This window comes from Rhizobium glycinendophyticum (assembly GCF_006443685.1).
GTDB lineage: Bacteria > Pseudomonadota > Alphaproteobacteria > Rhizobiales > Rhizobiaceae > Allorhizobium > Allorhizobium glycinendophyticum.
In genome coordinates this window covers 2738319-2749936 of the sequence record NZ_VFYP01000001.1, presented here as the reverse complement: position 1 = coordinate 2749936, position 11618 = coordinate 2738319, and the positions used below count along the sequence as shown (strand labels likewise).

Here is an 11618-nt window from a genome sequence, read left to right as displayed (position 1 = left end):
TGTCGCCGTGTCGGCGTTTACTGCTTCGGCGCCCGTTCGGCCTCGCGGATCGCTTCCTCGTGATACCAGCTTGCCGAACCGCTCTCATAGATCACGGGCTTCGGTTGCTGGCGCTCACGCATGGCGTTGAGGCGGGCCAGGTCACGCACCGGGAATTCGTAGATCTTCGCCGATTCCCGAACGATGTTCGTTGTCATGCTACTACCTCTCGTTTCACCGAGTGTTGTCTCGATGCTCCATCCCTAACACAGATAAAAATCAAATGCACATGAAAAGTGCAAAATGCCTAAATTATGGGCACAAATGGCGCAGATAATGTGATGAATTTAAGATCATCACTGTGCTTTCTTGAGCCGATTCCTGCCATGAACCCGCAATCAGGCCGCGTTGTTCCATGATCCTGCATCTTTCTATTTAAGAAAGTGCTGTTGTTTTCCGGGATTCCGGGCGCTTCGGTGAAAAAATCGCGAGCGACCGCCGCTTGTGCTGCGAGTTGGCACGCTTCCTGCATTTTTGTGAAGGACTCCCGGGCAAGCCGGAGAATCACCCCTCTGTTGCGCCGATGAGTGGCGCGAGACTGAAGAGAGAGCACCATGACCAAGTTTAAGCTCGAGTACATCTGGCTCGATGGCTACAAGCCGGTAGCGAACCTGCGTGGCAAGACGCAGATCAAGGAATTCGACAGCTTCCCGACCCTGGAACAGCTGCCGCTCTGGGGCTTCGACGGCTCCTCGACGATGCAGGCCGAAGGCCATTCGTCTGATTGCGTGCTGAAGCCGGTCGCCATCTATCCCGACCCGGCTCGCACCAACGGCGCTCTCGTCATGTGCGAAGTCATGATGCCGGATGGCGTAACCCCGCATCCGTCGAACAGCCGCGCCACGATCCTCGACGACGAAGGCGCCTGGTTCGGCTTCGAACAGGAATACTTCTTCTACGAAAACGGCCGTCCGCTCGGCTTCCCGGAGCAGGGCTACCCGGCTCCGCAGGGCCCGTACTACACCGGCGTCGGCTACAAGAACGTCGGTTCTGTCGCCCGCGAAATCGTCGAAGAGCATCTCGACCTCTGCCTCGAAGCCGGCATCAACCACGAAGGCATCAATGCCGAAGTGGCCAAGGGCCAGTGGGAATTCCAGGTGTTCGGCAAGGGCTCCAAGAGCGCTGCCGACCAGATCTGGATCGCCCGCTACCTGCTGCTCCGCCTCTGCGAAAAGTATGGCATCGACGTCGAATTCCACTGCAAGCCGCTCGGCGATACCGACTGGAACGGTTCGGGCATGCATTGCAACTTCTCCACCAAGTTCATGCGTGAAGTTGGCGGCAAGGAGTACTTCGAAGCGCTCATGGCAGCGTTTGCGAAGAACTGGAAGGAGCACATCGACGTCTACGGTCCGGACAACCACCTGCGCCTGACCGGCAAGCACGAGACGGCTCCGTGGAACAAGTTCTCCTACGGCGTTGCCGACCGTGGTGCCTCGATCCGCGTCCCGCACTCCTTCGTCAACAACGGCTATAAGGGTTACCTGGAAGATCGCCGCCCGAACTCGCAGGGCTGCCCCTACCAGATCGCCTCGATCGTTCTGAAGACGATCGCCGAAGTCCCGACGGCCGACTACGCCAAGTCTGCCGCCTGATTTCAGGCGAAGGCTTTAAGATTGCAGCGCCGGTGGAAACGCCGGCGCTGTTTGCGTTTTTGGGGTCTTGCTGCGGAGCTTCCTCGCGCTTCGCGTTTGTTCTATGATCGCGGATAGGGAGATCGGCCATGCGACCGTCCGAAGTGCTGGAGAAGAACAGGCAAGCGATCCGCGATGTGACAGCACGTCACAAGGCGACAAACCCCCGTGTCTTCGGTTCTGTAGCCCGGGGTGAGGATGGACCGGACAGCGACCTGGACATCCTTGTGGATGGACTTCCGGGCATGACGCTCTTCGATCTTGGCGGCCTGCAAGCGGAGTTGGAAGATCTGTTGCCCTGTCGGGTGGATATCGTCCCCTCGGGCGGTTTGAAAGAGCGGATGCGAGAGCGGATTCTTGCCGAGGCGCGCGCTATATGACCCCCGAAGAGCGGCTGCTTGATAATCTCCTAGACATGGAGGAGGCTGCAACCGAAGCTATAGGCTTTCTCGATGGGTGAGTTTCGAGGCGTTCGAGGTCGATCTGCTGCGCCAGCGCGCGGTGGCCATGAGCTTCGTCTTGATTGCGGCCGCCGCCGCCCGTATTCAGGCAAGGTTTCCCGATATTGCGTCTGAGCAACCGGAGATCGCGTGGGCACAAATGCGCGGGCTACGTAATCTTGTGGTCCATGAATACGACCGGCTGGATTGGCGTCAGGTCTGGGATACGGTGGAGCGTGACCTTCCGAAGCTGGTTCGTCAGATCGACCAGCTGCGCCACCCGCATGTTCAGGGAGAATGACCCCTTTGCCCATCGACCTTCCCATCCGTCCGCTGACGGCTTCCGCCTTTGCGCCTTTCGGTGAGGTGATCGAGGCCGATCCCCCGACCATGCGGCTGATCAATGGCGGCACGACCGAGCGGTTTCATGCGCTGTTTTCGCCTGAGGTCACGGGCGAGGGCGCTCGGGTGATCGTCAACATCTTTCGCGGCCAGCCGCGTGCCTTTCCCTACGCGATCGGCATGATGGAGCGCCATCCCTTCGGCAGCCAGAGCTTTTCGCCGCTGTCCGGGCGGCCCTTCCTCGTTGCCGTCTCCCCGGATGAAGGCGGCAAACCGGGTGAACCTCAGGTGTTCCTCGCTGCCCCGCATCAGGGGGTGAACTATCGGCGCAACACCTGGCATCATCCGTTGATGGCGATCGGGGAGGTCAGCGATTTCCTGGTTGTCGATCGCGACGGACCCGGCAACAATCTCGAAGAATTCTTCTTTGATACCCCCTTCCTGATTCGGGAGCCTCATCCATGACCGGCCTCACCACCCATGTGCTCGACACGGCGCTCGGCAAGCCTGCCCAGGGGCTTCGCATCCAGTTGCTGCGGATGAATGGCGAGGAGGCGGAGTTGATCAAAACCGTCTTCACCAATGACGACGGCCGCGTCGATGGCGGGCCGATGTTGATCGGTGAGGAATTTCAGATCGGGCAGTACCAGTTGCTGTTTCACGCCGGCGATTATCTGAAGGGGACGGGCAGCGCGCTGACCGATCCGCCCTTTTTGGACGTGATCCCGATCCGTTTCGGGATTTCAGACACCACGGCGCATTACCATGTGCCGCTCTTGCTCTCCCCCTATGGCTATTCGACCTATCGGGGCAGCTGAGCATGCGTTTTGCCGCCATCGCCGACATTCACGGCAACGCGCTCGCGCTCGAGGCTGTTCTCGCCGATATCGCCGAGCAGGGGATTGCCACCGCCGACATCGTCAACCTCGGCGATTGCCTGTCGGGGCCGCTCGAAGCCGGGCGGACCGCCGATATCCTCGTGCCGCTTCAGCTGGTCACCGTTTGCGGCAATCACGATCGCTACCTCGTCGAGCATGCCGCCGGGGACATGCATGAATGGGAGGCCGATGCCTATGCCGAGCTTTCGCCCGCGCATCTCGACTGGCTGAAGTCGCTGCCCTTCGACGCGGTGTTTCGCGATGTCGCCTATCTCTGCCATGCGACGCCGCACGACGACAACACCTACTGGCTGGAGCAGGTCTCAAGCCAGGGGCATGTGCATCTGCGCGATCCGGCGACGACCGAGGCCTGGGCGGCCGGGATCACCCAGTCCCTGATCATTTGCGGCCATACCCATATCCCGCGGGCCGTGCAGCTTTCCGATGGGCGGTTGATCGTCAATCCGGGCAGCGTCGGCGGTCCGGGTTATACGGACGACGCGCCGCATCCGCACAAGGTGGAGGCGGGGCTGCCGCATGCGAGCTATGCCATTCTGGACGACGCGTCGGGCCGTTGGTCCGTCACCTTCCGGCTGGTGCCCTATGACCACATGGCAATGAGCCGGCTGGCCACGGAGCGGAACCGTCCGGCCTGGGCGAGCGCGCTTGCGACGGGGTTCGTGCGAGGGTGAACCCGCTTACAGGCGGCGAACAGCCAGCACCCGTGCCGGATCGAAAGCCTTGATCGAGACGGCATCGCCCTGATTGCCGCCGATCAGCAGCCAGTTGTCGCCATCATAGCCGACGAAGAAGCCGACATGGCCCTTCCAACTGCTGATTGATTCCCGCCAGAGCACCACCACGTTGCCCCGCTGCGGCGGTCCCACCACAGGGCGGCCCCACGTCGCCCAAGAGCGTGCATTGCTCTTGCCGGAGCCGCGTTGGCCGAGTTCGGCAAAACAGAAGTTGGCGAAGTAGGAACACCAGGAGATCTCGCTGTCGTCATAGTCGGCCCCACTGCCGTCCATGCCTCGATAGTAGAGCGAGATACGCGGATTGCTGGCCGGGCCGGGCAGTTCACGGACCTGCAACTCCAGTTCGCGATAGGCGATGTCGATGGCCTGCTGGCCCTGGACCGGGAGATTGGCGGTGTGGCCGGCTATGCTTCTCATATAGTTCAGCCAGACATAGCCATCAGCCTTGCCGTCGCCTTCGAGATCGACCTTCAGCCAGTCGCCGCTGCGCTGCAGGCCGTAAACCTGCGTCCCGGGGGTGAGGCTGCGGATCACCGGATAGTCCAGCGACGGCCCGCCGCGCAAGTTAAGACTGCTGCGACTGGCGACTTCGTAGAGCGTTCGTCCTGCGTCGGCATCCACCAGTTGGAGCCGTCGTTCGGGTTGGACTTCGGACAATGTGAACTGTCCGAAATCCGGCTGCCCGGGCCGGGTGACGTTGCTGTCGCAGTCCAGGCCGTCGATCTTGAGGTCCACGGCATCCTGGTAGAGGTCATAGGCACCGGCGCGGAGCGCATCGCGGCTGCCGGACCAGCCGAGCGCGCGGGCGAGCCAGACATAGTCGACGGACCCGGCTCTCTTCAGTCGCGCGCCGACCGTACCTGAGCCATAGACGCCGATCTTGTATCCTGCCGCTCTGAAAGCCTTCGCGACATGCTCGAAGTATTTCTCGATCACTGCAAGTTCATCGGCCCGATAGAAGTCGTGGTCGACCGACACATAGATCGCGCTCTCCTTCGGCTGGCCGACGGCGGCTGCGCATTCCACCGCCCGCTTTGCATCACCCTCGGCATTGTCGTTCAGGAAATCCGAGAGCTGCCGATGGTTCTGCTGGAAGACAACCGCCATGGTCATGCCGGCGTCCGAAATCGCCTCTGCTTCTCCCCGCGTCAGGCATTTGTCGGGAAAGATCTGGCTGTTTTTGCGATTATAGTAGCGGATCACACAGCGCGTTCCGCCGATCGCGAGGGCTTTTGCCCTGGTTTTCACACTATAGGGTGTATCGATAATCACGCGTGTCATTGCGTCATCCCCCGCGAAGTCATTTCGCGGGAAGATGGTAACGCATCGCAAATGCACGTCAATAGTGTTTAATCTGCCGTCTCGCTCGTCCAGGTTGCTTGGAGTTGCGTTCGCCCAGACGACTTTGCGGCCGGCTGAATGTCAAAACGGGCTCTCGGCGATGATGCCCCTGTCGACGTCGGCCAGTTGCCGCTTGCCGCAAAGTGCCATGGTCACGTCCATCTCCTTGGCGATGATCTCCAGCGCCTTCGTCACGCCCTCTTTGCCCATGGCGCCGAGGCCATAGAGGAAGGGGCGGCCGATATAGGTGCCTTTGGCGCCCAGCGCGATCGCCTTCAGCACGTCCTGGCCGGAGCGGATGCCGCCGTCGAGATGCACTTCGATCTTGTCGCCGACGGCGTCGACGATCTTTGGCAACATCGAAATCGACGAATGGGCGCCGTCGAGCTGGCGGCCGCCATGGTTGGACACGATGATCGCGTCAGCGCCGGTTTCGGCGGCCATCTTCGCATCCTCGACGTCGAGAATGCCCTTGATGATCAGCTTGCCGCCCCATTGCTTCTTGATCCATTCGACATCGGCCCAGGAAAGCTTCGGATCGAACTGCTCAGCCGTCCAGGAATGCAGCGAGGAGAGGTCGGTGACGTTCTTCGCGTGACCGTGGATGTTGCGGAAGGTGCGGCGGTTGGTCTGCAGCATGTTCCAGCACCAGCGTGGACGGATCGCCATCTGGTAGAGGTGCTTCGGCGTCAGCTTCGGCGGGGCGGCGAGGCTGTTTCGGATGTCCTTGTGGCGCTGGCCGAGCAACTGCAGATCGGCGGTCAGCACGAGTGCCGAGCAACCGGCGGCCCGAGCGCGCTCGATCAGGTTCACCACAAACTCGCGGTCGCGCATGACGTAGAGCTGAAACCAGAAGGGCCGCTTGGTGACCGAAGCAACGTCTTCGATCGAGCAGATGCTCATGGTCGAGAGGGTGAAGGGCACGCCGAATTCTTCCGCGGCCTTCGCCGCCAGCATCTCGCCGTCTGCATGCTGCATGCCGGTGAGACCGGTTGGTGACAGCGCCACCGGCATCTTCACCTTCTCACCGATCATCGTCGTTTCCAGCGTGCGACCGCTCATATCGACGAGCACGCGCTGACGCAGCTTGATCCTTGAAAAATCGCTCTCATTCGCGCGGTAGGTGCTCTCGGTATAGGAGCCGCTGTCGGCATAATCGAAGAACAGCTTTGGCACGCGCTTGCGAGCAAGGTTTTTCAGATCTGAGATTTCGAGGATCGGTGCCATGGTGCGGTTCTCCGGAAAGGTCTTAAGAACCGCCATATCATGGCATCGGGTCGGCTGGAACATCTCGGCCAGGTGAGAGGTAAAATAATTTTACCTCTCAGGATCCTTTGGCGGTCATGCCTCCATCATGAGGCCGAGCGTGGCTCTCGCGACGTAGCCGGATCATCTGAAGCGTCACGCCGACGATTAGGACCACGGCAATCGCTGCCTGCGCGCCGAGCAAAATCGGTGACTGCTCATTTGTTGCGATCGGGTGGCCGTCCGGCACCCGGCGCAGCGTTTCACTGACGGTGGGGATCGCCAGGAGAAAAGCCGTCAGGCTTAGGAAAATGGTTTCCAGATAACGCCTCGCCCTGCCCAGGATGGCGAGGTAGCCGACACCATAGCCCGCAATCAGCAGACAGAGCGTGACGGCGCCGATGATCGGGCTCGCTGCCTGACGGGCGACGAGGAAGACGGTCAGCGAGCCAATCAGCATGGATAGGAAGTAGAGCTGGCCGGCGGTGCTACGCGGCGTGATCCGCCCGTAACGGGCGAACATGTAAACTGCCAGGGGAATGGCTGGGAGACTGCCCAGCGTGTGCAGCCAACCGAGGGGTGAAATGCCGAACATGTCGATTTCCTTTCTGTGCTGAGACCTCCCGCCAACTGGGCGGGGGCGCTTGCTTTATGATATGTCTATCTACTAGTTGGTAGGCTTGAAGGACGCCGAAATGCCGGACAATCTCCCGTGTCAGTTTTCCCTGGCCAGCCTCTGCAAAAGTGCATCCTTGACGGTGCTGAAGATCTCGGGACTTCCGTAGGCGCGGGCCGACAGCATCGCCCCGTGCACGGTGGCCAGAAGAGCTTCTGCCTCGACGGCGGGCGGCGAGCGCAACGACAGGACGCCGTCCTTGGCGCCACGCTCCATGACACGCGCCAGCCATGCAGACAGGCTGCGGAAGTGCGCCTTCACCTCCCGGTGCACGTCTTCGGGCAAAAGCTGCGCTTCACCGGCAAGCATGGCGCAGACACAGAAGGGGGCGGTGTTGTCAAGAAGGCAGGCTTCCCAATAGGCGAGATAGGCCCGCACTTGCTCGAGAGGATCGGTGACCGACTGTTCGAGCCTGGCCAAGCCGGCCGCGGCGTCCTCGCGGTAGCGTGCCACCAGTGTGCGCACCAGATCCGCCTTGCTCGGAAAGTGATGATGGATGCTGGCTTTGCGAATGCCGACGACTGCGGCAATGTCCGCATAGCTGAAGCCATTATATCCGCCGGCCACGATCAGCGTCTGGGCCGACTGCAATATCTGGTCGGATGTAGTGGAAAGATTGCTCATGACAAACTCCTACCAACTGGTAGGTAGAATGTCAATCCGGCTTGCGGAATGCGAGCCTGGCCTTGCTGTCGACGTCCTTCAGAAATGCTCACCCGACTTGAAGGGGCCGACACGCATGCCCGCGGCGATGAGATAGGCCGTCGACCAGCCGATCAGCAGGAAGCCGTTGACGCCTTCGAGGGCGGCAAACATGCGCCATTCGGGATGGGGTACGACGTCGCCATAGCCGACGGTCGAGAAGGTAATGGTCGAGAAATAGAGGGCCGTCTCGAAATCGTCGACCACGCCGATCAGGCTGTAGGCGGCGGCCCAGAGCCAGACTTCCGCCGTCAACACAGCAAAGACGCCGATGACGACCGTGTTCATCGCCAGCATCCGGCTGCGGTGCCCGTGCAGCCGGGTTCGGTCCGTGACGAAGCTCATAGCATGGGTGACGGCAATCAGGCCGAAGGTGTGGATGACCACCGTCAGCGAGATCATCAGCGTGCCGAGGGCGAGGTTGCTGATCAGCATGACGAGCCTCTTGCCATCACAGGCGCAACTCCTTGCGCAGCACGAATTTCAGCCCCGACCAGATCTCGTCGACGGCGCAGACCTTCACATCCACCAGCCCCGTCGGCCGGAAGACTTCCCGCAGCACATCTTCGGTGATCGTCGTCGGCATTTTCGAGGCCTTTTTCGGCCAGGAAATCCACAGCACGCCCGCAGGTTTGAGCATGGCCTTGAGGCGGAGTGCATGCTCCTCGAGCGCGGTGCGCGAGGTCTCGAAAACATGGGCGTAGTCGAGGCCCGACGCATTTGCCGACACCAGGTCGGTCGCCTGGAGGGCGCCGGGGACCTCTTCGGCCAGGTGGGAGAGGCTGTCGGGCAGGGCGATGAAGAGGGCGGCCATGTCCGGCTTCAATCCGAGCTTTTTCGGAAGAGGGGTGCCGGAATAGCCGCTTTCGCTCATGACCGTCTCATGCCTCCGCGCCTGGCTTCGATGCCTTGCCCGCCACATAGGTTTCGACCACCGACCGATCGTCGCCGAGCGTCTGCAAGAGGAAGAGTTCTTCCGAAAGCGACGTCACCGTTTCCATCCTCAGTCGCATGGCCGGGGTGGCGGCAGCATTCAGCACCACGATATCGGCATCCGTGCCTTCGTCCAGCGTGCCGATCCTGTCGGCGAGGTCGAGTGCGACCGCGTTGCCGAGCGTCATATGGTAGAAGCTTTCCAGCGGGTTCATCCGTTCGCCGAGCAGCTGCTGGATCTTGTAGGCCTCGTCCATGGTCTTGAACATGGAATAGCTGGAACCGCCGCCGATATCGGTGGCGACCGCGACGGTCACGGGCTTTTCGCGCCGCTTGATCGCTTTCAGCGGGAATAGGCCGGATCCGAGGAAGAGGTTCGAGGTCGGGCAATGGACGGCGACCGCCCCGCTTTCTGCCATGGCATCGGCTTCGCGGTCCGACAGGTGGATCGCATGGCCGAAGAGCGCCTTTTTCCGCAGCAGGCCATAACGGGCATAGATGTCCGTATAGTCCTTGGCGTCCGGATAGAGCTCGCAGGTATAGCGGATCTCGTCGTGGTTTTCCGAGAGATGCGTCTGGATATGCAAGTCGGGGAATTCCTCCGCCAGCGTCTGCGTCATTGCCATCTGTTCGGGCGTCGAGGTGATGGCGAAGCGAGGGGTGATGGCGACGTGGTTGCGGCCCTTGCCATGCCATTGCTCAATGACGGCGCGGGTCTCGTCGTAGCCGAGCTGCGGCGTGTCGAGCAGTCCCTGCGGCGCATTGCGGTCCATCATCACCTTGCCGCCGATCATCAGCGTGCCGCGCTTCAGGCTTTCGGCAAAGAAGGCATCGGCAGAGGCCTTGTGCACGGAGCAATAGGCCACCGCCGTGGTCGTGCCCTGGCGCAGGAATTCGTCGAAGAACTGCGTGGCGATCCGCTCGGCATGGGCCGTTTCGACGAAGCGGCATTCCTCGGGGAAGGTGTAGGTGTTCAGCCATTCCAGCAGATTGGCGGCATAGGAGGCGATCACCTGCATCTGCGGGAAATGCACGTGGCAGTCGATCAGGCCGGGCAGGATCAGATGCGGGCGATGGTCGATCTCGGTTGCCTCAACGCCGGCCTTGGGCTTCACCTCTGCGTAAGCGCCGACGCTCGCAATCTTGCCATCGTGGACCAGCAGCGCGCCATCCTCCTCATAGAGATAGCTTTCCCGGTCACCGGCATCCTCAGGGGCACGACGGAAGGAGAGCAGGCGGCCGCGGATCAGGGTCTCTGTTGTCATCACTTGCCTTCGACCGTCGTCTCGTACCAGGCGACGAGCAGCTTGCGCTCTTCGGGCGAGATTTCGGTGATGTTTCCAGGCGGCATGGCATGGCTGCGGCCGGCCTGGATGTAGATTTCATGGGCATGGGCGGCAATTTCGCCGTCCGTCTCAAGCTTCACGTTCTTCGGTGCGCGCGCGATGCCTTCCCAGACGGGTTCGGCCGCATGGCACATCGAACAGCGCCCCTGTACGACATCGCGCACGGCTTCGAAATGGCCATTCTCGACAAAGGTCTGTTGCCGCGGCGAGAGGCTCGCCTGTTCCTCCTCGCCGGTCAGCACCTTTGGCACGGTGGAGAGCCACATGATGACGATGAAGATGACGACCGTTACCAGCCAGGTCCAGGTCGGTTGCCCCTTGCGGGCATGCGTGGTGTTGAACCAGTGGCGGATGGTGACGCCCATCAGGAAGACGAGAGCTGCGATGATCCAGTTGAACTGCGTGGCAAAGGCCAGCGGATAGTGGTTCGACAGCATGAAGAAGATGACGGGCAGCGTCAGATAATTGTTGTGCAGCGAGCGCTGCTTGGCGATCACGCCGTATTTCGGATCGGGCGTGCGCCCCGCGATCAGGTCGGCAACGACGATCTTCTGGTTCGGAATGATGATGAAGAAGACATTGGCCGACATGATGGTGGCGGTGAAGGCGCCCAGATGCAGGAAGGCGGCGCGGCCGGTGAAGATCTGCGTATAGCCCCAGGCCATGGCGATCAGCACGATATATAGCAGCGCCATCAGGCCCCAGGTGTTTTTGCCGAGCGGCGACTTGCACAGGAGATCATAGAGGATCCAGCCGATGGCGAGTGACGCCAATGACAGACAGATCGCCTGCCAGGGTGCGAGTTCCAGCACCGAGCGGTCGATCAGAAAGAGATCGGCGCCGCCGTAATAGACCACGGCCAGCATGGCAAAACCGGAGAGCCAGGTGGCATAGCTTTCCCATTTGAACCAGGTCAGATGCTCCGGCATCGAGGCGGGCGCGACCAGGTATTTCTGGATGTGATAGAAGCCGCCGCCATGGACCTGCCACTCCTCGCCATAGGCGCCGACTGGCAGTCCCGGGCGCTTCACCAGGCCGAGATCCAGCGCGATGAAATAGAAGGACGAGCCGATCCAGGCGATGGCCGTGATCACATGCAGCCAGCGGACGGCGAAGGACAGCCATTCCCAGGCGATCGCGTATTCATACATCTGATAAGTCTTTCATGTTCCCCTGTTGGATCGACATTGCGAAAAATTCCGCGGGAAGGAAAGCGGAAAGGACGCACTGCAGCAAAAGCTGCACGGGAAGTTTTCAGCGTTCGGCCTCGACACGGATTTGGGCGGC

The 11618-nt window shown here is 61.1% G+C and carries 15 protein-coding genes; 6 read left to right on the top strand and 9 right to left on the bottom strand.

All coding sequences use genetic code 11. The features are described 5' to 3' along the window. Nucleotides 1–17 precede the first annotated feature (17 nt). Nucleotides 18–197 (bottom strand): DUF2735 domain-containing protein, encoded by a 180-nt coding sequence (locus tag FJQ55_RS13460; RefSeq protein WP_140828588.1) that lies wholly within the window; start codon nucleotides 195–197, stop codon nucleotides 18–20. A gap of 396 nt (nucleotides 198–593) precedes the next feature. Here FJQ55_RS13460 and FJQ55_RS13455 point away from each other — a divergent pair, with 396 nt between their 5' ends. The 6 genes from FJQ55_RS13455 (at nucleotide 594) to FJQ55_RS13430 (ending at nucleotide 4025) form a co-directional block, all read left to right on the top strand. Beyond that, nucleotides 594–1634 carry a glutamine synthetase beta-grasp domain-containing protein gene (locus tag FJQ55_RS13455; protein ID WP_140828586.1) on the top strand — a complete coding sequence of 347 codons (1041 nt, stop codon included), beginning with the start codon at nucleotides 594–596 and terminating at the stop codon, nucleotides 1632–1634. A gap of 128 nt (nucleotides 1635–1762) precedes the next feature. Then, on the top strand, nucleotides 1763–2053 hold the full coding sequence (locus FJQ55_RS13450; RefSeq protein ID WP_140828584.1) for a nucleotidyltransferase family protein: 291 nt from the start codon (nucleotides 1763–1765) through the stop codon (nucleotides 2051–2053). 76 nt (nucleotides 2054–2129) lie between these two features. Beyond that, nucleotides 2130–2414, top strand: a complete 285-nt coding sequence (locus tag FJQ55_RS13445; protein ID WP_140828582.1) for a HepT-like ribonuclease domain-containing protein — start codon at nucleotides 2130–2132, stop codon at nucleotides 2412–2414. A gap of 5 nt (nucleotides 2415–2419) precedes the next feature. Next, entirely contained in the window at nucleotides 2420–2920 is a 501-nt protein-coding gene (locus tag FJQ55_RS13440) for an ureidoglycolate lyase (protein ID WP_140829291.1), read from the top strand. Then, nucleotides 2917–3273: a hydroxyisourate hydrolase gene (gene uraH / locus FJQ55_RS13435; RefSeq protein ID WP_140828580.1), complete on the top strand. Its 357-nt coding sequence runs from the start codon at nucleotides 2917–2919 to the stop codon at nucleotides 3271–3273. Before FJQ55_RS13440 ends, uraH begins: the two co-directional genes overlap by 4 nt. A gap of 2 nt (nucleotides 3274–3275) precedes the next feature. Continuing rightward, nucleotides 3276–4025, top strand: a complete 750-nt coding sequence (locus FJQ55_RS13430) for a metallophosphoesterase family protein (RefSeq protein WP_140828578.1) — start codon at nucleotides 3276–3278, stop codon at nucleotides 4023–4025. A 6-nt stretch (nucleotides 4026–4031) separates the two neighbouring features. Here the strand turns inward: FJQ55_RS13430 and FJQ55_RS13425 are convergent, their stop codons facing one another. The 8 genes from FJQ55_RS13425 to puuD form a co-directional block, all read right to left on the bottom strand. Next, nucleotides 4032–5369 carry a TIGR02594 family protein gene (locus FJQ55_RS13425; RefSeq protein ID WP_140828576.1) on the bottom strand — a complete coding sequence of 446 codons (1338 nt, stop codon included), beginning with the start codon at nucleotides 5367–5369 and terminating at the stop codon, nucleotides 4032–4034. A 141-nt stretch (nucleotides 5370–5510) separates the two neighbouring features. Further along, nucleotides 5511–6656 carry an alpha-hydroxy acid oxidase gene (locus FJQ55_RS13420; protein ID WP_140828574.1) on the bottom strand — a complete coding sequence of 382 codons (1146 nt, stop codon included), beginning with the start codon at nucleotides 6654–6656 and terminating at the stop codon, nucleotides 5511–5513. A 97-nt stretch (nucleotides 6657–6753) separates the two neighbouring features. Beyond that, nucleotides 6754–7269: a hypothetical protein gene (locus FJQ55_RS13415; protein WP_140828572.1), complete on the bottom strand. Its 516-nt coding sequence runs from the start codon at nucleotides 7267–7269 to the stop codon at nucleotides 6754–6756. Nucleotides 7270–7389: 120 nt separating this feature from the next. Then, nucleotides 7390–7974, bottom strand: coding sequence for a TetR/AcrR family transcriptional regulator (locus FJQ55_RS13410; RefSeq protein ID WP_140828570.1), 585 nt, complete (start codon nucleotides 7972–7974; stop codon nucleotides 7390–7392). Between the two features lie 78 nt (nucleotides 7975–8052). Next, nucleotides 8053–8487 carry a potassium channel family protein gene (locus FJQ55_RS13405; RefSeq protein ID WP_140828568.1) on the bottom strand — a complete coding sequence of 145 codons (435 nt, stop codon included), beginning with the start codon at nucleotides 8485–8487 and terminating at the stop codon, nucleotides 8053–8055. A gap of 16 nt (nucleotides 8488–8503) precedes the next feature. Next, nucleotides 8504–8926, bottom strand: coding sequence for a hypothetical protein (locus tag FJQ55_RS13400; RefSeq protein ID WP_140828566.1), 423 nt, complete (start codon nucleotides 8924–8926; stop codon nucleotides 8504–8506). Nucleotides 8927–8933: 7 nt separating this feature from the next. Beyond that, on the bottom strand, nucleotides 8934–10250 hold the full coding sequence (gene guaD / locus FJQ55_RS13395; protein ID WP_140828564.1) for a guanine deaminase: 1317 nt from the start codon (nucleotides 10248–10250) through the stop codon (nucleotides 8934–8936). Continuing rightward, nucleotides 10250–11482, bottom strand: a complete 1233-nt coding sequence (gene puuD / locus FJQ55_RS13390) for a urate hydroxylase PuuD (RefSeq protein ID WP_140828562.1) — start codon at nucleotides 11480–11482, stop codon at nucleotides 10250–10252. Before puuD ends, guaD begins: the two co-directional genes overlap by 1 nt. Nucleotides 11483–11618 lie beyond the last annotated feature (136 nt).

Coding starts and splice junctions, on each gene's coding strand:
- FJQ55_RS13460 (WP_140828588.1), bottom strand. CDS start 197: ATGACAACGAACATCGTTCGGGAATCGGCGAAGATCTACGAATTCCCG.
- FJQ55_RS13455 (WP_140828586.1), top strand. CDS start 594: ATGACCAAGTTTAAGCTCGAGTACATCTGGCTCGATGGCTACAAGCCG.
- FJQ55_RS13450 (WP_140828584.1), top strand. CDS start 1,763: ATGCGACCGTCCGAAGTGCTGGAGAAGAACAGGCAAGCGATCCGCGAT.
- uraH (WP_140828580.1), top strand. CDS start 2,917: ATGACCGGCCTCACCACCCATGTGCTCGACACGGCGCTCGGCAAGCCT.
- FJQ55_RS13430 (WP_140828578.1), top strand. CDS start 3,276: ATGCGTTTTGCCGCCATCGCCGACATTCACGGCAACGCGCTCGCGCTC.
- FJQ55_RS13425 (WP_140828576.1), bottom strand. CDS start 5,369: ATGACACGCGTGATTATCGATACACCCTATAGTGTGAAAACCAGGGCA.
- FJQ55_RS13420 (WP_140828574.1), bottom strand. CDS start 6,656: ATGGCACCGATCCTCGAAATCTCAGATCTGAAAAACCTTGCTCGCAAG.
- FJQ55_RS13415 (WP_140828572.1), bottom strand. CDS start 7,269: ATGTTCGGCATTTCACCCCTCGGTTGGCTGCACACGCTGGGCAGTCTC.
- FJQ55_RS13410 (WP_140828570.1), bottom strand. CDS start 7,974: ATGAGCAATCTTTCCACTACATCCGACCAGATATTGCAGTCGGCCCAG.
- FJQ55_RS13405 (WP_140828568.1), bottom strand. CDS start 8,487: ATGCTGATCAGCAACCTCGCCCTCGGCACGCTGATGATCTCGCTGACG.
- FJQ55_RS13400 (WP_140828566.1), bottom strand. CDS start 8,926: ATGAGCGAAAGCGGCTATTCCGGCACCCCTCTTCCGAAAAAGCTCGGA.
- guaD (WP_140828564.1), bottom strand. CDS start 10,250: ATGACAACAGAGACCCTGATCCGCGGCCGCCTGCTCTCCTTCCGTCGT.
- puuD (WP_140828562.1), bottom strand. CDS start 11,482: ATGTATGAATACGCGATCGCCTGGGAATGGCTGTCCTTCGCCGTCCGC.